Raw genomic sequence first — 19,785 nt, forward strand, 5'->3', positions numbered from 1 at the left:
GCTGCCAGCCGCTTATGCCAGGCAGGCACGCCAAACGGCCCGCCAGCGCGTATTTATCAAAAATCCAAAGACCATTCTACCGGTACAGCGGACCCATCGGGTTCTGGCTTCTCAGCAGGCCATTTCAAGGACGTTCCGTGCGCGCTGCAACGCCACCGTGGAGCTGTAGATCAGCGCAGCGTCCGCCGCTTCCGCGACGCGAAGGTCCAACGCCTTGGCGAAGGCGTCCACTGCCGACGCGGTGTTGCCCGCTGCATAGTAGGCACGTCCCAGATGCTGCAGGACGACGGCTTCCCGCGGGGTGCCTTGCACCTCTGCCAGCAACTGCTTATACAGTTCAACCGACCGGTCGAAACGGTTAGAAACCCGCAGCACCTCAGCCTCGAAAGTCCGCAGGCGGAAGGATTCAGGATCCTTGTAACGTGCTTCAGCCAGCAACTCGGCTGCATCAGCGGGATGGCCTTGGGCGAGAAGGACAAAGATCCTGTCGGAAGGGTCAGTGGACGCAGCCAACGCTGTCTGGCAAAGTTCGTCGTCCACGATGTGGGGCGTGAGCGTGTCCGGGTTGATCCTGATCCCGGGAAATCCTGCGTCCGGCCATTCGCTGGTTCCTCCAGTTAGCGAATACATCAGGAGGCAATCTCCTGGTAGGCGGCAAACAGCAGGGAGGTATCGGGAACCTCCAGGATTCCGGGACGCCCGACGCCGTCGAGCACCACAAACCGCAAGAGGTCACCACGGGATTTCTTGTCCCGGCGCATTCCGTCCAGAAGCCCTTGCCACCGGTCCCTGCGGTAGGTCACCGGCAGGCCGAGGGTTTCAAGGATGCTGCGGTGCCTGTCGGCCTCCGCGTCACTGAGCCGCCCCACGCTCCGGGACAGTTCCGCAGCGAACATCATGCCGACGGAAACAGCTGCCCCGTGCCGCCAGGAGTACCGCTCCACCAGTTCGATGGCGTGCCCCAGCGTGTGTCCGTAGTTGAGGAACTCCCTGGATCCGGATTCCTTGAGGTCCTCGGAGACGACCTTGGCCTTGACTGTGATGGCCCGCTCGATGAGTTCACGAAGCACTGCCGACTCCGGATCCGTGACAGCCTCCGGGTCCTTCTCCACGAGATCCAGGATGGTGGGATCGGCGATGAACCCACATTTGATAACCTCGGCCATTCCGGAAACCATCTCGTTCCTGGGCAGTGTGCTCAGGGTGTCAAGGTCCACCAGGACGGCGGCGGGTGGGTGGAAAGCTCCAACCAGGTTCTTGCCTTCGGCGGTGTTGATGCCCGTCTTACCGCCAACGGAGGCATCCACCATTCCAAGGAGGCTGGTGGGCATGTGGACAACCTTCACGCCGCGCAGCCAGGTAGCCGCGACGAATCCGGCAAGATCAGTCACGGCTCCGCCACCAACTGCAACGATGGCGTCAGAACGGGTGAAATCGTTCTGGCCCAGGACCTGCCAGCAGAAAGCGGCAACCTGAATGTGCTTGCCTTCTTCGGCATCCGGAATTTCAGCAGTGAGCGCCGTGAATCCGGCAGCAGTCAGCTCATCACGGACGGTGTCTCCGGTCAGCCTGAGAGCGCGCGGATGGATGACGAGGACCCTCTTTACCCGCTCCCCCAGCACCGCGGGAAGTTGATCGAGCAGGCCATGGCCCACAACGACGTCGTAATTCTCTCCGGCCGACTGGCCGGTGACTTTGATGACGGTTGATTCGTTACTCACTGCTCAACTTCCTCTTTCACGGCTACGTTTTCGGGTACAGCCGGTGCCGCGGCCGTTTCCTTCGCGATTGATGCTGCCCCTTCGGGGAAGTCACGCAATGCTTCCTCCAGACGCCGGCCCAGCTCTGAAACAGAACCGTGCCGGACGTCAAAGACCAGATCGGCGAGCCGTTCGTACACCGGGCGCCGGGTGGTGAAAAGTTCCATCCAACGGCTCATTGGATCTCCGGCCAAAAGGGGGCGGCCGGAATTCCTGGCGATACGTTCCGCGACCGTTTCCGGATCGCATTCCAGATACACCACCATGCACCGGGCCAACAACTGCTGGGTGCCGGAATCCAAAACCGCTCCCCCACCCAGTGAGATCACTGTCGGGGTTCGGGCGGCCTCCTCAATGACCCTGGCTACTGTCCGGGCTTCGATCTCCCGAAAAGCATGCTCGCCGCGGCCAGCGAAAATATCGGCGATGGAACCGTGATTTTCAACAATCAGGGCGTCCGTGTCGACGAATGGCGCGCGCAGTTGCTTGGCGAGCTGTTGGCCAATGGCCGTCTTCCCGACCGCCATTGGCCCGATCAACGCAATGGGCCCGGGAATACTCAACCGGGCTCCCTTACCAGCCGGCACTACTGGCCGATCGTATCCAGGGCCGCCGGGATGCTTTCCAGGTAACCCTTGATGTTGCGTGCAGTTTCAGCCACCGAATCTCCGCCGAACTTCTCCGCGACGGCCTCCGCGAGAACCAAGGCCACCATCGCTTCAGCGACCACTCCGGCAGCAGGAACCGCGCAGACGTCCGAACGCTGGTGGTGGGCCTTCGCAGCCTCGCCGGTGCTGACGTCAATTGTCTTGAGTGCCCGAGGCACGGTGGCAATGGGCTTCATCGCGGCACGGACCCGCAGCACGTCGCCAATGCTCATGCCGCCCTCGATCCCGCCTGCACGGTTGCTTGTGCGGATGATTTTCCCGTCGATGTCCCTGACGATTTCATCATGGGCAGCCGAACCCCGGCGGGCTGCGGTCCGGAAACCGTCGCCCACTTCCACACCCTTAATGGCCTGGATGCCCATGAGCGCCGCCGCGAGGCGGGAATCCAAACGACGGTCCCAGTGGACGTAGCTGCCCAGTCCCGGCGGGAGCCCGTAGGCCAACACCTCGACGACGCCACCGAGCGTTTCGCCCTCTTTGTGGGCAGCATCCACTTCGGCGACCATGGCGTCGGACGTCTCGCGGTCAAAGCAGCGAAGAGGATCAGCGTCGAGTGCAACGACATTAGCCGGGACCGGCAGAGGCCTGCCTTCGGGTACTGAGACGCTGGCGATAGCAACAGTGTGACTCACAAGTTCAATGCCGAGTTGCTTGAGGTATTGCGAGGCCACAGTGCCAAGGGCAACACGAGTGGCTGTTTCACGGGCGCTGGCGCGTTCCAAAACCGGACGGGCCTCATCGAAGCCGTACTTCTGCATACCGGTGAAGTCGGCATGGCCGGGGCGCGGCCTGGTCAACGGTGCGTTGCGGGCCTGGTCGGCCAGCAGCTCGGCGTCGACGGGATCAGCAGACATGATCTGTTCCCACTTGGGCCACTCAGTGTTTCCGACCTGGATGGCGACGGGCCCTCCCTGGGTCAGCCCGTGACGGACGCCACCGAGGATGGATACGGCATCCTGCTCGAACTTCATCCGGGCGCCACGCCCATAACCGAGGCGGCGGCGTGCCAACGAGTCGGCTATCTGACCGCTGGTGAGTTCAACACCTGCGGGAACGCCTTCAATAATTCCGACCAAGGCCGGACCATGGGATTCACCGGCAGTCAACCAACGCAACATATCTTCCATCCTGCCACGTATGGCGGTTACAACACCCGTCGGGGTGCCCCGACTGAGTCACACATCACATCTATGACTTTCTCATTGACATCGGCGCCACGGCCGGTGAAGAGACGCACTTGCTCGGCCGCCTGATAGATCAGCATCTCAAGGCCAGGGACCACCCGGCCCCCCGCGTTCTGCCATGCTGCCGCGATCCGGCTCGGCCACGGATCGTACGCGGCGTCCAGCAGAACGCCGTCACACGACAAGCCGAGTACGCTCATCTCGTCCGCCAGGGCGTCAGCGCCGCGGGGAGGCAAAGTGGATATGACGACGTCGGCAGCAGCGACGCCGGATGCGGCCTCTGAAAAGGGGAGCACCTGGATGTCCAGCCCAACGCCGGCTGATGCTGCCTTGACCTCAGCTCCACGGTTCACGTCACGGACAAAGACATCCGCCGAGGCAGCACCGAGGTCTTTCAAAGCGGCGACGGCGGCAGCAGCAGTGCCACCCCCGCCCAGGATTACTGCTGATGGCGCCGGAGGGCAGCCTGCGTGACGGACGGCATTGACGATGCCGGCGACATCGGTGTTGTAGCCGATTCTGCGGACGACAGACCCGTCAGCTTCGAACACTACGGTGTTTACCACCTTGAGGATCTGAGCGATTCCTCGAACCTCATCCATTTCATGCAGCATCGCTGATTTCAGCGGCATGGTCACTGAAAGCCCGCGCCATTCCGTTTCCGAACGAAGGGCGGCCATAAATGCGGGAAGGGAATCTTCCGTGACATCAATGGCTGAATACGAGATGTCCTCGTCCAGGAGGGCATACGCCGCCCGGTGGAGTGCCGGCGACTTGGAATGCGAAATGGGGTGTCCCAGTACTGCAGCCCGCTGGCTCATACGCAGCGGCCCGAATTTGCAGCACACCATTCGTTGTACTGCTCGACGTAGACGCTATGCTCCGCCAACGTCTTCGAGAACTTGGTTTCCTTCGTGTCCAGATTGATGGTCACCCAGTACAGGTAGTCATTTGCCTTGGGTTTCGCAGCAGCGTCAATGGCTGTCTTTCCCGGCGAACCGATCGGTCCCGCCGGCAAGCCAACATTGGCGTACGTGTTGTACGGATTCGACTTGTCGGCCTTCTGCTCTTCACTGATGTGGAAGCTCTTGATGCCCAGCCCATAGGTGACCGTGGCATCGGACTGGATAAGCCCGTTGGTCTCTGTGTTGTCCTGCTTCAGACGGTTGTAGATGGCACCGGCAACGTCTCCATACTCGGCCTGCCCGCCTTCAGCCTGGACGATGCTTGCAACGGTTACGACGTCGTATTGTTTCTCGGGATCCGTCACGCCCTGCGCCTTGAGCTCGTCCACTGTTGTGGAGACAAGCTTCTGCACGATTTCTTTGGCTGTTGTGCCAAGGGGGAAGCGGTATTCGCCGGGAGCGAGGAAACCTTCAAGATTCTTTGCCTTGGCGCTGACACCGAACTGGGCGGGGGAATCGCTGAGCGCCTTTAGTTCAGACTCAGGTATTCCGGATCCCTTCGCAATGGCGGCAAGTGATTCATCGATCCGCAGCCCTGCGCTCAAGGCGAAGTACATCACCTTGCCTTGGTCCTTGCCCACCAGGATGGCCACCGCATCTGCTGGCGGAAAACGAAATCGCCAGGACTGAGCGTCCCGCCGTCGGCCTCAAAGGCTGACGCGAAAGTGTCTGCGTTCGCAACGATTTTCTCGCTCTCGAGCCTTGTGGCGACGGACCGTACGCCCTCTCCGGGCTGGACCGTAACGCTCACCTGACCGGTGCCCGGCCCAGGGTAATCCGCCACCTTATCCATTCCCAGCAGCGGCTTCAGGAACTGCGCACCGACCACCAGCGCGGTGACGAAAACGGCCAGCGTGAGCAGCAAGGCGAGAAAGCGACGGCGGCGGCGGACTTTCTTCGAAGGGCCCTTCTTCACCACCGGCGTATCAGCGAACAGCGGGTGGCCATGCGCGTCCAGATGATGGCCGTGCTCATGCGCGTGCTCGCCCAGCGGATGACTGTGCTGGTCCAGATGATGGGCCTGTTCATCCGCGTGATGGTGTCCGTCCAGGGCCTCGTCATGGAAATGGTGTGCATCGGCCCCAACATGGTCGTCGAACTCGTGGTGCCCGTGACCGCCATGATCGGGCACGGGCTCCGAGAGCTGTGTGAAGTGCGAGGCGCTGTGGGTCGCCGGCAACTCCCCCACGGTGACAAGCTCATGACCTTCCTCGTTGTGAATTGGCTCATTGTGAAGGGGCTCGTCATGCACCGGCTCCTGATACACCGGCTCCTCGTGCTCCACCGGCACCGGCTCCTGGTACACGGGCTCCGAGTGGTAGATGGGCTCGTCCTGGACGGATGGCGGCTCCGGTGTCGCTGCGGGAACCTGCGGACTCTCAACGGGAGGAGCCGGCACCTCGGGCAGGGGCCTGCTGGGAGGATCTTCAACGTAAGCCTGGGGAGGCACGGCATCCTGGCTCTGTGTTGCCAGCAGCTTTTCCCGGGCTCGCAGTTCCTTGCGGGTCAGAGGGCGTCCGAGGTCACTGAAAGCATCACCTGAGGACTCGTCACGATCGACCGGGCTCACTGTAGCCTTCCATGTTCTGAAGATTGCTCGTTTTCTCCAAGAACAGTCCTACCAGCGTCCTCCGCTGTGGTGTCCCCGGATTGCCCCGCACGGGAAACCGCGTAAACGCGGCTTCCAACGTCCGTTCCCCTGGCCTTTTGCATATCAATTGCGTGCTGCAGAATACCTGCTGCCGCAACCTGATCAACCACTTTACGGTGGTTACGGCTGCTCATGCCAGCCGCGTGAAGGTCGCGGTGCGCCGTCACCGTGCTGAGTCGCTCGTCAATAAGGCTCACCGGGACCTCGAAACCGCTACGCTCCAGAGCCTCTACCAGGAGGCGTGCATAGTCCTCGGCCATGCGCGCCGAGGCATGTTCCTCCCCCTTGAGCGTGCGGGGCAGACCCACGAAAATCTGCACCGCCCCCAGTTCCGCAGCGAGACCGGCGAGAATCCTGACGTCGATATTCTTCTTGGCATTGCGTTCCAGGGTCCTGAGCGGCGTGGCCAGTATCCCGTCACGGTCGCAGACAGCGACGCCGACACGAACCGTGCCGACGTCCACCCCCAGCTTGATGCCGTGGGGGTAATCGCCGCCTGCTGCTTCCTGATTCATCTGCAGCCGCTACCGCCGTGTAATGGCGTCCACGACGGCGGTCAGAGCGGCCTGGACTTTACCCGCGTCAGTGCCGCCACCTTGGGCGACGTCGTCCTTGCCGCCACCGCCGCCACCGAGGATTCCTGCAGCGAGGCGCACCAGTGCTCCCGCTTTGATTCCAGCCTCGCGGGCTGCCTCATTGGTAGCGATCAGAATAATGGGGCGCTCGTTGCTGACACCGGCAACTGCAACGGCCGAAGCCGCAGAACCGAGGCGCGTGCGCAGATCCAGGGCCAGGCCGCGGAGATCGTCGGCACCGCTCACCTGGCCGGCGTCGTGGGCAATCACCTTGATTCCGGCGGCATCCCGGGCCGTTCCGATGAGCTGCGCGGCCGCTGCCGTCAATTGCTCCTTGCGGAGCTTCTCGAGCTCTTTCTCGGCTGCCTTCAGCTTTGCGAGGGTGCTCGCGATGCGGTCCGTCAGCAGTCCGGACGGGACCTTGAGCATTTCGGTCAGCTCCGTCACGAGGGCGCGCTCGGCGGCCAGGTGACGGAAAGCCTCCATGCCTACGAACGCTTCAACGCGCCGGTTTCCTGACCCCACGGACTGCTCGCCCAGCAAGGACAGGCTACCGATCAGGGAGGTGTTGGGAACGTGGGTTCCACCACAAAGCTCACGCGACCAGGCGCCGTCGATCTCTACAACACGCACCTCGCTGCCGTAGTTCTCGCCGAAGAGCGCCATGGCGCCCAATGCCTTGGCCTCTGCCAGCGGCATGACCTTGGTCTCCACCTGGAAGTTGTTCCGGATGGCGATGTTTGAAACTTCCTCGATCTCGGAGCGCGTGGCAGTGCTGAGGCCTTCGCCCCAGGCAAAGTCAAAGCGAAGGTAGCCGGCCTTGTTGTAGGAACCGCGCTGGACGGCCTGCGGACCAAGGATCTGGTGCAGCGCTGCATGAACGATGTGTGTTCCGGTGTGGGCCTGCTCGGCAGCATGGCGCCGCTCCCGGTCCACGGCGGCCTGGACGAGGGCGTCAGAGCTGATTTCCCCTTCACGCACGATGGCCTTGTGCACGCTGAGTCCCTTGAGCGGACGCTGGACATCCAGCACCTCTACGACGAACCCGTCACCCGTGATAAGGCCGGTATCAGCAGCCTGGCCGCCGGCCTCAGCGTAGAACGGCGTCTCGCCCAGCACCAGTTCGATCTCGTCGCCGGTAGCGGCCTGGGACACCTTGGCCCCATTGGAGAGGATGCCACGGACCCTGGACTCCCCGTTAAGTTCGGTGTAACCAGTGAAGACGGTTTCGCCTTGCGCCAGCAACTCCTGGAAAGCGCTGAGATCCGCGTGACCGCCCTTCTTACCCTTGGCGTCGGCCTGGGCCCGCTGGCGCTGCTCAAGCATGAGCTTGCGGAACTCAGGCTCGTCAACCTTCAAGCCGGCTTCTTCAGCCATTTCAAGGGTGAGGTCGATCGGAAAACCGTAAGTGTCGTGGAGGGCGAAGGCGTCCGCCCCGGACAACGGTCGTCCCGCGGCCTTGGAATCCTTAACGGCGTCCTCCAGGCGGGCAGTGCCGGAGGCGATGGTGCGCAGGAACGCCTTCTCTTCGGCGTAGGCAATGCGGCTGATCCGGTCGAAGTCGGTCTCCACAATCGGGTAGACGCCCTTCATGGCGTCACGCGATTCCGGCAGGAGGTCAGGCAGGCAGGCCTTTTCAACACCAAGCAGCCGCATGGAGCGGACGGCACGGCGGATCAGTCTCCGCAGAACGTAGCCACGTCCCTCGTTCGAGGGGGTGACGCCATCGGCGATCAGCATCAGGGCCGACCTGATGTGGTCGCCCACGACGCGCATCCGGACGTCGTCGGTGTGGTGGGGGTCCTCCGGCGTCTCCGCCGAGGTGTACTCCTTGCCTGACAGCTGGGCGGCCTTGTCGATGACCGGGCGGACCTGGTCGGTTTCATACATGTTCTCGACGCCCTGCAGGATCATGGCGAGGCGCTCCATGCCGAGGCCGGTGTCGATGTTCTTCTTGGGCAGTTCGCCCACGATGTCGAAGTCGTCCTTGGAGCGGACGTTGTCGATCTGGTACTGCATGAACACAAGGTTCCAGATTTCCACGTAGCGGTTCTCGTCGGCGATGGGTCCGCCTTCGACGCCGTAGTCGGGGCCGCGGTCGTAGTAGATTTCCGAGCAGGGACCGGCGGGGCCGGGCTGGCCGGTGTGCCAGTAGTTGTCAGCCTTGCCCATGCGCTGAATGCGGTTGGCCGGAACGCCCGTGTTCTTCAGCCACAGGTCCTTGGCCTCATCGTCTTCTTCGTAAACCGTCACCCACAGCAGTTCCGGGGGAAGTCCGTACCCGCCGTCGTCCACGCTTGTGGTCAGCAGTTCCCAGGCGAACTTGATGGCGTCTTCCTTGAAGTAGTCGCCGAAGGAGAAGTTGCCGCACATCTGGAAGAACGTCCCGTGGCGGGCGGTCTTGCCCACTTCCTCGATGTCGCCCGTACGGATGCATTTCTGCACACTCGTGGCACGGGTGTAGGGGGCTTCTTCACGCGCCGTCAGATACGGAATGAACGGCACCATGCCCGCGACTGTAAACAGCAGGGAGGGGTCGCTGGAGACCAAGGATGCGGAGGGAACCGCGGTGTGGCCTTTGCTGACAAAAAAGTCCACCCAGCGCTTTGTGATCTCCTGCGACTTCATGAGTTTTTTACGTACCCTTCTTGCTTCACTGCATTTGGTTCGCGTGACCGCTTGATCCGCGCAGCAGCTCCTAACGGACCTGCCGATATCTAGTTCTTCTCCGACTTCCACCGGCCAGCGACAAATCTAGCGCCGGACGATGTCTTCCACATCGATTCCGAGCGCTGAGCGAAGCTCGGATTCGCGTTCCTGCATCCCGCCGCGTACGGCGTCCGCAAAGTCGTACAGCCCGTCGGTGAGGCGTCCTACCGCACGATTAAGGCCTTCAGGCCCCAATGCTGACTGGGCTTCCGTCACTTTACGAAATGCGATGACACCGATGGCAACGCCAATGCCCATCCAGATAATTCTCTTCATTTTATGTTCTCCGGGTGCATTCAGCGGCTGCGACGGCCGGTTGCGGGCTTCTTGCGGGCAGACAGGGCCGTGCGGACGCCGTAGCTGAACGCAGCAACCTTAATGAGAGGAGATCCGACCGTAGCGGCCAGGAGGGAGGAGAGCGCCGAGATGTTCGCTGAGGCGTCGGAGACGTTGGACGAGATACCGTCCACCTTCTTCAGCTGCTGGTTGGTGGTGGAGACAGTCGCGGTGACTTCGTCCATCAGCGGGGTGGCGCCGTCGCTAAGGGAGCGGATGGACGTGCGGACTTCATCGAGCACCCGGCCGAGCTTGAAAATGGGTACAGCCAGCAACAGCACCAGGACTGCAAACACTCCGGCCGCGATCAGGCCGGCGATATCGCCACCAGACATAGACGTTCATCTCCTTCAATACTGTGAATGCTGCGGTACTTCCGAGGTATTGCTGCCGCACTTCCAACGATCGTCTGAGGAACCCAGAACCTGTGGAACGAAGCCGGCCGCAACCGCGGAACTCCCCCAAGTACCTTACATACAAAGAAGCCCGCGGCGCTTGCCACGGGCTTCTTTGGGTACGCTGCCGAAAAATTTAGCGTGCGTAGAATTCGACGACGAGCTGCTCTTCGCAGGTTACGGGAACCTCAGAGCGCTTCGGGCGGCGAACCAGGCGCGCCTGCAATGCATCCAGCTTGACGTCCAGGTAAGCCGGGACGATGGGCAGAACGTCGCGGTGGGCGCCGGCTGCTGCAACCTGGAACGGAGGCATGGTCTCGCTGCGGCTGTGAACGTGGACCAGCTGGCCCTCGGCGACGCGGAAAGACGGGCGGTCAACGCGGATTCCGTCAACCAGGATGTGGCGGTGGACAACCAGCTGGCGGGCCTGGGCGATGGTGCGGGCAAAGCCAGCACGCAGCACGACGGCATCCAGACGCATTTCGAGCAGTTCGATGAGGTTTTCACCGGTCAGGCCCTTAGTGCGGCGTGCTTCTTCGAAGGCACGGGTCATCTGTGCTTCACGGATACCGTACTGGGCGCGCAGACGCTGCTTTTCGCGCAGACGTACGGCGTAGTCGGAGTCCTGCTTCTTGCGGGCACGGCCATGCTCACCGGGGCCGTACGGGCGGCGCTCCATGTATTTGGCGGCCTTGGGGGTCAGAGCGATGCCGAGTGCACGCGAAAGGCGTGCGGTACGGCGAGCACGAGTGTTGTTAGCCACTTGTGTCCTTCCAATATCTGCGGTGTGTCAGTGTTACTGGCCTCCACGATGGAGAGCATCGGCCAACCGCTGCCTTTTGCTACTGGGCGCAGGGCACAGTCCAAACAAACCGGCATTCCTGCCGAATCAAGTGGATTGTGCGTCCGTGCCTTGCCAGACAACGAACTATCCTACCACGGGAGGGCTGTCACTCGCCGCGGATGATCTTCCTCAAGCGCTCCAGCCGAACGGCAATCTCGCGCTCCGAGCCGTTCGCCGTTGGTTCATAGTAGTTCCGTCCTACCAGATCATCAGGCGGGTACTGTTGCGTGGCCACCGAATGGGGTGCGTCATGGGCGTACTTGTAGCCCTGGCCGTGCCCCAACTGCTTGGACCCGGGATAGTGTGCATCCCTCAGGTGTGCCGGTATTCCATTGCCAAGCCCGGCCCGGACATCGGCGATTGCCTTATTGATACCCATGTAGGCGGCATTGGATTTTGGCGCTGTTGCCAGGTGAACCACTGCTTCCGCCAGGATGATCCGCCCCTCGGGCATCCCGATGAGCTGCACGGCCTGGGCAGCAGCCACCGCTGTCTGCAAAGCCGTGGGGTCTGCCATACCGACGTCCTCCGCTGCCGAAATAACGATGCGGCGGGCAACAAAGCGGGGGTCCTCCCCTGCTTCCAGCATCCGCGCCAGGTAGTGCAGGGCAGCGTCGACGTCCGAACCCCGGATTGATTTGATGAAGGCGCTGGCAACATCGTAGTGCTGGTCCCCGGCCCGGTCATATCGGACAGCAGCAACGTCCAGTGCCCGCTCCGTGTGGCGCAATTCAACCGAGATAACAGAATCGACGTCGGTATCGGCGTCGTCGGCATCACCAAAGGCCACTCCGGCTGCTGCCTCAAGCGCAGTCAGCGCCCGCCGGGCGTCGCCACCCGAAAGCCGCACGAGGTGCGCCCGCGCTTCCTCGCTCAGTTCCACTTTTCCATTTAGCCCCCGGACATCCGCGACCGCCCGGAGCAGCAGCCCTTCAACATCGGCGTCGGTGAGTGGCCTGAGCGTGAGCAGCAGTGATCGGGACAGCAGCGGGGAAACCACCGAGAAGGACGGGTTCTCAGTGGTGGCGGCGACCAGCACCACCCAGCGGTTTTCGACGCCTGGCAGCAGCGCATCCTGCTGAGCCTTGTTGAAACGGTGGATCTCGTCGAGGAACAGAACGGTGGTTGTCTTGTAGAGATCCCTGGCTGTCAGCGCCTCCTCCATCACCCGGCGGACATCCTTGACCCCAGCAGTAATGGCAGAAAGCTCGACGAATTTCCGGCCAGGACCCCGGGCAATGACATGGGCAAGACTGGTTTTGCCGGTGCCGGGAGGACCCCAAAGGATCAGCGAACTTGGCCCGGCCGGCCCCGACGCATTGGCACCTGCCGCGAGCTGCCGCAACGGCGAGCCCTGGCCCAGGAGATGCTGCTGCCCAGCTACTTCGTCCAGGGTCCGGGGTCTCATCCGAACTGCAAGGGGGCTCCGTTGCGACGGCGTCTGGCCCCCCGGCCGGGAATCGGGAGTGGCGGAGTCCGCGTCGTCGTCGTCGCGGTCTTGCCCTTGCCCAAATAAATCATCCACATAGATAGGCTACTCATAGTTTCATCACGCGGGTTTCCTGCATGTGAAGCCGTGGACAAGCCGGGCAATGGACAAGGGGATGCAGCAATGATCGAGAACCGTCCGGCAACCGGACGCCCCGGCGTTGCCATGCGGACCGCCTTCGTTGCAGGCCAACGGCTGGCCGGCTGGGTGGAACGGTTTGAGGCGAGCCACGGTGCCGTTCAGTTGGAGGAGCTCGACGCCGGTCTGCAGCTGAGGGCCGCGGACGGCTCCGCTGCCCTCTTGCAGCCGCCTTGGCCCGCAGACGGACGTCCCGGCAAGGGCGCCGATCCGGTTGCCAGGATGGCTTCGCTGGCCGCACAGTCCCGCAGCCTCGGACTCGTACTGGTCCGTCGGGGCGGTTACGCGGCTGCGTCGGTCCGGGAGGGGCGCGTGGTTCTGTCAAAAACCGGGACACGGCATGTGCAGTCGCGGACCGCTGCCGGAGGTTGGTCACAGCAAAGATTTGCCCGGCGCCGCGCCAACCAGGCTGACGCCCTCGTCGAAGCGGTGGCGGACCATGCCGCAAGGATCTTCCAGGGACAGGCCGTCGAGTACATTGCCCCAGGCGGGGACCGGACCCTGACCGACCTGGTGCTGGGAGAGCCGGCCCTCAAGGAGTATGCCCGGCTCCCCCGCCTGGCTTTTATGGATGTCCCGGATCCCCGTGCTGACGTGCTCAAGAAAGCAGCGGCTGACTTTTGTGCCATCAGGATAGTAGTGTCAGATCCTCCCGGAAGCTAGCAGCATCAGCACCCCGTCAGATGCCGCTTTGGCCGCTCCTGGCGGTATACATAGCGGCCAACTTCGGTAAAGCCTGCCCGCCGGTAGAGCTCCTGACCGGCAGGATTCGACGCTGTGACCATGAGCCAGTAACCCGACAGGCCATGGGACCGCCCTTCACCGAGCAGGGCGTTGATGATCCTGCGGGCATAACCCTGGCGGCGGGCGTCCGGCCGGGTGGCCATGCAGTAGAACCCGCCGTAACTGCCCACTAACGCAAGGCGTCCGACGGCGGCCGGGACGCCGTCGTCGTCCCTCACCAGCGCATAAAGGGCTGGGCAGCCGGTGAGGATCCTGCGCGCAACGGCCAGCTCCTCAAACCCGCCGCGGCCATCAACACTCCACCACAGCTGCAGCCATTCCTCCGACGGATCCTGGAGGACTTCGATGCTGGTCCCAGCTGCTGCCCGGTTGGAGGCCGAACCGAGGTGCATAACGAGCGTTTCAGATTGCCGCGTGTAGCCTGCGGCGTCGAGCAACGCATGCAGAGACTCATGCCGCTGATGCCGGCGGTCGCGTAGGTCTTCTGCCAGCTGATAAATGACGGGGAGCCTGTTCCGCCGGTACCACTGAACGGCGTCCCGCATCGCCGCTGATTCATTGGCAGCGGTGTCCCTGACCCAGATCGAGTTGGCACGCTGGGTGACGCCGGACGCCGCCCGGAATACCCACTCTCCGGTGTCCTGCCGTTCATGGGCCGGCCACGCGGCATCCATGAGTGCCTCCAATTCAGGCATTGCGGGACGGCCAGTCACCTGTGCGGCTACTTCGCTTCGGGTTTCTTGGCCTCGGGCTTGAAGTCGACGCCGGCTTCCTTGCGCTGCTGGGGCGTGATGGGAGCAGGAGCTGCCGTCAGGGGGTCGTAGCCGTTGCCTGTCTTGGGGAAGGCAATGACGTCGCGGATGGAGTCAACGCCGGCCAACAAAGCGACCACGCGGTCCCAGCCAAAGGCGATACCGCCGTGAGGGGGCGCCCCGTACTTGAAGCCTTCCAGCAGGAAGCCGAACTTCTCCTGGGCTTCCTCGTGGGAGAGGCCCATGACCTCGAAGACGCGCTCCTGGATGTCGCTCTGGTGGATACGGATGGAACCGCCGCCGATTTCGTTGCCGTTGCAGACGATGTCGTAGGCATAGGCCAGAGCAGATTCGGGATCGGTGTCAAAGCTGTCCATGTACTCGGGCTTCGGCGAGGTGAACGCATGGTGCACAGCGGTCCAGTTCCCTCCGCCCACTGCAACATCGCCCGATGCCACGGCAGCCGCAGCCGGCTCGAACATAGGGGCGTCCACCACCCAGGCGAAGGCCCAGTCGTTGGGGTTGATGAGACCGGTACGATGCCCGATTTCGACCCGTGCCGCACCCAGCAGGGCGCGGGCCGATGACTTCTCGCCTGCAGCGAAGAAGATGCAGTCCCCGGGCTTGGCGCCTGCGGCGTCAGCAAGTCCCGCGCGCTCGGTCTCTGTGAGGTTCTTGGCTACGGGGCCGGCCAGTTCGCCGTCCTCCTTGAACAGGACGTAGGCAAGGCCCTTGTGCCCACGCTGCTTGGCGAACTCCTGCCAGCCGTCCAGGGTGCGGCGCGGCTGCGAGGCGCCTCCCGGCATGACGACGGCGCCCACGTACGGAGCCTTGAAAACGCCGAAGTTGGTGTCCTTGAAGAACCCGGTGAGCTCCGTCAGCTCCACTCCGAAGCGCAGGTCCGGCTTGTCAGATCCGTATCGCGCCATGGCGTCGTTGTAGGTGATCCGCTGGATCGGAGTCGGGATTTCGACGTCGATCAGGCGCCACAGTGCCTTCACGATGCTTTCGCCTAGCGCGATGACGTCATCCTGCTCCACGAAGCTCGCTTCGATGTCCAGCTGGGTGAATTCAGGCTGGCGGTCCGCGCGGAAGTCCTCATCGCGGTAGCAACGTGCGATCTGGTAGTACTTCTCAAAACCGCCGACCTGCAGCAGCTGCTTGAAGAGCTGGGGAGACTGCGGCAGTGCGTACCAGGATCCCGGGGCCAGGCGCGCGGGAACCACGAAGTCGCGGGCGCCTTCCGGCGTCGAACGCGTCAGCGTGGGCGTTTCGATCTCGACGTAACCGTCCTGGTGGAGGAGTTCGCGTGCCACGCGGTTGGCCTCTGAACGCAGGCGGAGGTTCCGGCCGGGACCAGGGCGGCGCAGATCGAGGTAGCGGTGCTTGAGGCGTGCTTCCTCGCCGACTTCGACGTGCTCATCGATCTGGAACGGCAACGGGTCAGAGGTGTTGAGGATCACGACCTTTTCGGCCATCACCTCGATTTCACCGGTGGCCAGTGCGGGGTTTTCGTTGCCCTCCGGGCGCTTGGATACCGTTCCGATGACCTGAAGCACGTATTCGTTGCGCAGTCCGTGGAACACCTCTTCTTCACGGACCACCACCTGGGCAACGCCGGAGGCGTCACGCAGATCGACGAAGGCGACACCACCGTGATCACGTCGGCGGCCTACCCAGCCGGCCAGGGTAACGGTCTGTCCAATGTGCTCGGAACGAAGGGATCCGAGGTCATGTGTGCGCAGCACAGCACGCCTTTCTAAAGGAGAACGGAAGCAAAAACAGAATCAAGTTGACTAGGATCATTGCGGGAATGATCCCGTCCGAGTTTACCCGTTGGAAAGGCCTCCCCACCTCCATGCAGAGCCACCGCCAGTTACAGCGCAGGCTGGGCGTGTTCGACGCCACGTCCATAGGCCTCGGCTCGATGCTTGGCGCCGGAGTTTTTGTTGTGTTTTCTCCGGCGGCTTTATTGGCCGGTGAACAGCTCATCTTCTCGGTGGTCCTTGCCGGGGCGATCGCGTATTGCAATGCCGTGGCATCGGCGCAGCTTGCCTCGGTTTATCCGGCAAGCGGCGGTACCTATCTGTATGGGCGGAAGCAGTTGGGCGAATGGCCAGGATTTATTGCCGGCTGGGGCTTCGTGACAGGCAAGACGGCGTCATGCGCCGCAATGGCCCTGACGTTCGGGCACTACGTGGCACCGGATTATGCGATTCCGGTAGCCATTGCTGCTGTGGTGGTGCTGACTGGAGTCAATCTGCTGGGCATCACGCGGACAGCGCTTCTCACCCGGGTCCTGCTCGCCATCGTCCTTGCCACGCTGGTGTTCGTGGCCATGGCAAGCATCATGGGGCCTCATCCTGTAGCTGCCGGCTCCGGCGAAGGTCCGGTGGGCAACGCCTGGGGAATCCTTCCCGCCGCGGGCCTGATGTTCTTCGCCTTTGCAGGGTACGCCCGGATCGCCACCCTGGGCGAGGAGGTCAAGGACCCAGCGAGGACTATCCCGCAGGCCATTCTTGCGGCCCTTGCCGGTGCCTTTGCCATCTATTTGGTGCTTGCATTGCTTTTGATGGCCCACCTGTCCGTTGAGCGGTTGGCCGAATCCACGTCGCCGCTGCTTGACGCGGTCACTGATTCGGGGCTGAACGCCGGTGCACCGTTAGTGCAGGCAGGAGCGGCAGCGGCCAGCCTTGGCGCCTTGCTGGCCTTAATCACCGGGGTGGGCAGGACAGCCCTCGCGATGGCACGGGAGCGGGACCTGCCCCGACCGCTTGCACGTATTGGCGGGAGTCACACAGTCCCTTACGTCGCTGACCTTGCTGTCGCGGGCGCTGTTATTGTCCTGCTGCTGACCACCAATGTGCTGACGGTGGTCGGGTTCTCAAGTTTCGGAGTGTTGATTTACTACGCCGTCACCAATGCATCAGCCTTCACCATGGCCAACCGTCCGGCGTATGGACCCAAATGGCTGAACGCCGTGGGGTTCGCCGGCTGCCTCATCCTGGCAGTGACGCTCCCGCCGGCCTCAGTGCTGGTCATGGTTGTGGTCCTTGCTGTTGGCCTTGCTGGCCGGTATGGGGTGCTCCGGCTCCGCAAGCGCAGAGCCGTGAGCAACCCCTCCAGCTAGGTCCTGCCAGTTACGTGCGGTCCACCTGGACCTGGAGATCCTCTTCCGGGGGCATCCAGGTCTCGGGGGCAACACTGACCTGTTCGCCCGTGCGGATGTCCTTGACCTGGTGCTTGCCGTCGTCGTCCGTGAACCAGACAAACGGGATTCCCCGACGGTCCGCAAATTTGATCTGTTTGCCGAACTTCTCCGCCTTCGCCGCTACCTCAGTGGAGATACCGCGGCTGCGCAGCAACGCGGCAACGTCCTGGGCCGTGTCCCAGCTCTCATCGTTGTTCAGGGTCACCAGCACAGCCGTTGGGACGGACCGGGATGCCTTGGCCAGATCCTGGCTGAGGATGCGGGAAACCAGGCGCGTCACACCGATGGAAAGTCCGACGCCGGGGAACTTCCGGCTGCCCTTGCTGGCCAAGGCGTCGTAACGCCCTCCGGAGCAAATGGAACCAAGCTGCTCGTGGCCAACAAGGACCGTTTCCACCACTGTTCCTGTGTAGTAGTCGAGCCCGCGGGCAATGCTGAGGTCTGCCACTACCTTCCCCGGTGCGCGCTGGACGGCAGCATCTATGACCTGCTCAAGCTCGCTAAGGCCTTCCTCCAGCAGGTCATCGGTGACGCCCAACGCCCGAACCTGTTCCACAAACGATGTGTCTTCCGTGCGGATGCCAGCCAGCTTCAGCGCTGCTTCGGCCTGCTCCTTGGTGGCACCAAGCTCGTTTTGGAGCAACTCTGAGACCTTGTCCGGACCGATCTTCTCCAGCTTGTCGATGCTGCGCAGCACCCCCGCGGTATCTGTCAGGCCAATACCGCGGTAGAAGCCCTCCGCCAGTTTGCGGTTGTTGATACGCAAGCGGAAGTCGGGGATGGGCAATGCGTTCAGTGCCTCTGCAATGACCAGTGCTATCTCGACGTCGTAGCGGAACGGCAGGTCGCCGTCGCCCACTATATCGATGTCCGCCTGGGTGAACTCACGGGCGCGCCCCTCCTGGGGGCGCTCACCGCGCCACACTTTTTGGATCTGGTAGCGGCGGAAGGGGAAAGCAAGGTATCCGGCGTTCTCCACCACGTAGCGGGCAAAGGGAACCGTCAGGTCGAAGTGCAGTGCCAGGGCATGCGGATCAGCTTTGCCCGCTTTTGCCTCGTCGCCTTCTTCTTCCTGGAGCCTGCTCAGCCCGTAGACTTCTTTGTCGATCTCTCCCTTGCGCAGCAACTGCCCGACAGTTTCCACGGCGCGGGTCTCGATCGAGGAGAAGCCATGAAGCTCAAAGACCCGCCGCAGGGTATCCAGCACATGCATCTCGACCAGCCGCTCCTCGGGAAGCCACTCGGGGAATCCGGACAGGGAGGCGGTGCGTGCCATGGGGGATTTTCTCCTTAGGTAAGCAGGGCGGCCGGTACCCCCGGCGCAGTATTCCTCCCGAAACGGGCGGGAAAGGGCGGGAGTCCGGTCAGACATGCATAAACTATGTGCGGCAGTCAGTTTATGCTTCCGGCGCCTGCAACTCTAATGCGGCAGGTGCCTGCTATTCGGCTGGCCACTCTGCACCTGGTCTAGGGACGCTTGCCATTGGCACGCCTGACGCCAGCACGACACCCAGGAGGACTTTTGGCGGCCAGTTCACGCAGTGCCCGCGAAACCAAGCGACGCATCCAGCAGATGGAAGCGAAGCGAGAGTTGCGCCGGGAGCAGGAAAAACGCCGCAAACGGGACAATATCCTTGCGGCAGGCGCCGGTACCGCGGTGCTGATCCTCGCCGTCGTCCTCCAGCTGACGGTCTTTTCCAGCAATCCCACGGAAGAGGAATACGCCGCGGCCCAGGCCGGCCTCACCAGCCCCTCGGCTACTGCCTCCGCCACTCCTTCAGCAGCTCCCACCAATGCCGAGAACATCCCCAAGCCAGAGACGGCGGCCGGCAAGGTGTTTACGGGAGAGCTCGCGCTTAACCGCGGCACGCTGGGTGTTGAATTCGACGGCACCAAGGCGCCCCAGGCGGCAGCCGTGTTCAAGTCCATGGCTGACGAGAACTACTTTGCCGGGACCAGCTGCCACCGGCTTACCACAGCCGAGAACTTCGGCGTCCTGCAGTGCGGCTCCTCCACCGGCGACGGCCAGGCGGATCCCGATTTCAAGTGGGGTCCGCTTGAAAACACCCCGGCCGACAACAAGTACCCGGCTGGAACCATTGCCGTAGCCCGAGGCGGGGATAACGCCTACAGCAACGGCCGCCAGTTCTTCATCGTCTACAAGGACACCGAAATTCCGGCAGACTCGGCAGGCGGCTACACCGTGGTCGGCAAGGTTACGTCCGGGTTGGACGTAGTGTCGAACATTGCTGCGGCCGGCCTCAAGCCTGGTGGCAACCCAACCGACGGCGCACCTGTGGAACCAGTCACGATAGACTCGTTTTCTCTGAAGTAACCAACTCCGGCCAGCGGCCGGGGCAGCAT

Annotated in this window: 19 protein-coding genes; 3 read left to right on the forward strand and 16 right to left on the reverse strand. The window is 62.8% G+C overall.

The features are described 5' to 3' along the window. Positions 1-111: 111 nt before the first annotated feature. From M1D88_RS11655 to M1D88_RS11715, 13 genes are all read right to left on the reverse strand, one after another. Complete coding sequence (locus M1D88_RS11655; protein ID WP_458111030.1) at positions 112-630, reverse strand: tetratricopeptide repeat protein; 519 nt, start codon at positions 628-630, stop codon at positions 112-114. Continuing rightward, positions 630-1,721, reverse strand: coding sequence for a 3-dehydroquinate synthase (aroB, locus tag M1D88_RS11660; RefSeq protein ID WP_458111031.1), 1,092 nt, complete (start codon positions 1,719-1,721; stop codon positions 630-632). The genes M1D88_RS11655 and aroB overlap by 1 nt, the downstream gene beginning before the upstream one ends. Then, positions 1,718-2,287, reverse strand: coding sequence for a shikimate kinase (locus M1D88_RS11665; RefSeq protein WP_458114506.1), 570 nt, complete (start codon positions 2,285-2,287; stop codon positions 1,718-1,720). Before M1D88_RS11665 ends, aroB begins: the two co-directional genes overlap by 4 nt. Positions 2,288-2,346: 59 nt before the next feature. Next, complete coding sequence (gene aroC, locus M1D88_RS11670) at positions 2,347-3,546, reverse strand: chorismate synthase (protein ID WP_458111032.1); 1,200 nt, start codon at positions 3,544-3,546, stop codon at positions 2,347-2,349. A 26-nt stretch (positions 3,547-3,572) separates the two neighbouring features. After that, positions 3,573-4,433 carry a shikimate dehydrogenase gene (locus M1D88_RS11675; protein ID WP_458111033.1) on the reverse strand — a complete coding sequence of 287 codons (861 nt, stop codon included), beginning with the start codon at positions 4,431-4,433 and terminating at the stop codon, positions 3,573-3,575. Then, entirely contained in the window at positions 4,430-5,170 is a 741-nt protein-coding gene (mltG, locus tag M1D88_RS11680; protein ID WP_458111034.1) for an endolytic transglycosylase MltG, read from the reverse strand. Before mltG ends, M1D88_RS11675 begins: the two co-directional genes overlap by 4 nt. Next, on the reverse strand, positions 5,134-6,147 hold the full coding sequence (locus M1D88_RS11685; protein WP_458111035.1) for a hypothetical protein: 1,014 nt from the start codon (positions 6,145-6,147) through the stop codon (positions 5,134-5,136). Before M1D88_RS11685 ends, mltG begins: the two co-directional genes overlap by 37 nt. Further along, a complete protein-coding gene (gene ruvX, locus M1D88_RS11690) occupies positions 6,144-6,743 on the reverse strand; it encodes a Holliday junction resolvase RuvX (protein WP_458111036.1) in 600 nt (199 codons plus the stop codon). The genes M1D88_RS11685 and ruvX overlap by 4 nt, the downstream gene beginning before the upstream one ends. Before the next feature lie 9 nt (positions 6,744-6,752). Further along, a complete protein-coding gene (gene alaS / locus M1D88_RS11695; protein ID WP_458111037.1) occupies positions 6,753-9,431 on the reverse strand; it encodes an alanine--tRNA ligase in 2,679 nt (892 codons plus the stop codon). Positions 9,432-9,557: 126 nt separating this feature from the next. Further along, a complete protein-coding gene (locus M1D88_RS11700; protein ID WP_309107131.1) occupies positions 9,558-9,788 on the reverse strand; it encodes a DUF6167 family protein in 231 nt (76 codons plus the stop codon). A 20-nt stretch (positions 9,789-9,808) separates the two neighbouring features. Further along, positions 9,809-10,183 carry a DUF948 domain-containing protein gene (locus tag M1D88_RS11705; RefSeq protein WP_458111038.1) on the reverse strand — a complete coding sequence of 125 codons (375 nt, stop codon included), beginning with the start codon at positions 10,181-10,183 and terminating at the stop codon, positions 9,809-9,811. Positions 10,184-10,379: 196 nt separating this feature from the next. Then, positions 10,380-11,006, reverse strand: coding sequence for a 30S ribosomal protein S4 (gene rpsD, locus M1D88_RS11710; protein ID WP_247040174.1), 627 nt, complete (start codon positions 11,004-11,006; stop codon positions 10,380-10,382). A gap of 187 nt (positions 11,007-11,193) precedes the next feature. Continuing rightward, positions 11,194-12,612: a replication-associated recombination protein A gene (locus M1D88_RS11715; protein WP_458111039.1), complete on the reverse strand. Its 1,419-nt coding sequence runs from the start codon at positions 12,610-12,612 to the stop codon at positions 11,194-11,196. Positions 12,613-12,699: 87 nt separating this feature from the next. Here M1D88_RS11715 and M1D88_RS11720 point away from each other — a divergent pair, with 87 nt between their 5' ends. After that, entirely contained in the window at positions 12,700-13,377 is a 678-nt protein-coding gene (locus M1D88_RS11720) for an acVLRF1 family peptidyl-tRNA hydrolase (RefSeq protein WP_458111040.1), read from the forward strand. 5 nt (positions 13,378-13,382) lie between these two features. Here M1D88_RS11720 and M1D88_RS11725 read toward each other — a convergent pair whose 3' ends face one another. Further along, positions 13,383-14,153, reverse strand: a complete 771-nt coding sequence (locus tag M1D88_RS11725; protein ID WP_458111041.1) for a GNAT family N-acetyltransferase — start codon at positions 14,151-14,153, stop codon at positions 13,383-13,385. A gap of 26 nt (positions 14,154-14,179) precedes the next feature. Then, positions 14,180-15,958: an aspartate--tRNA ligase gene (gene aspS, locus M1D88_RS11730; protein ID WP_458111042.1), complete on the reverse strand. Its 1,779-nt coding sequence runs from the start codon at positions 15,956-15,958 to the stop codon at positions 14,180-14,182. Positions 15,959-16,068: 110 nt separating this feature from the next. On the opposite strand from aspS, the gene M1D88_RS11735 reads away from it, so the two are divergent. Continuing rightward, positions 16,069-17,340 (forward strand): APC family permease, encoded by a 1,272-nt coding sequence (locus M1D88_RS11735; RefSeq protein WP_458114507.1) that lies wholly within the window; start codon positions 16,069-16,071, stop codon positions 17,338-17,340. A gap of 10 nt (positions 17,341-17,350) precedes the next feature. On the opposite strand, the gene hisS is transcribed toward M1D88_RS11735, so the two are convergent. Then, positions 17,351-18,697, reverse strand: a complete 1,347-nt coding sequence (gene hisS, locus M1D88_RS11740) for a histidine--tRNA ligase (RefSeq protein WP_458111043.1) — start codon at positions 18,695-18,697, stop codon at positions 17,351-17,353. A gap of 246 nt (positions 18,698-18,943) precedes the next feature. Between hisS and M1D88_RS11745 the strand changes: the two genes are divergently transcribed. Next, entirely contained in the window at positions 18,944-19,756 is an 813-nt protein-coding gene (locus tag M1D88_RS11745) for a peptidylprolyl isomerase (protein ID WP_458111044.1), read from the forward strand. Positions 19,757-19,785 lie beyond the last annotated feature (29 nt).

It is taken from the genome of Arthrobacter sp. R1-13 (genome assembly GCF_054161475.1).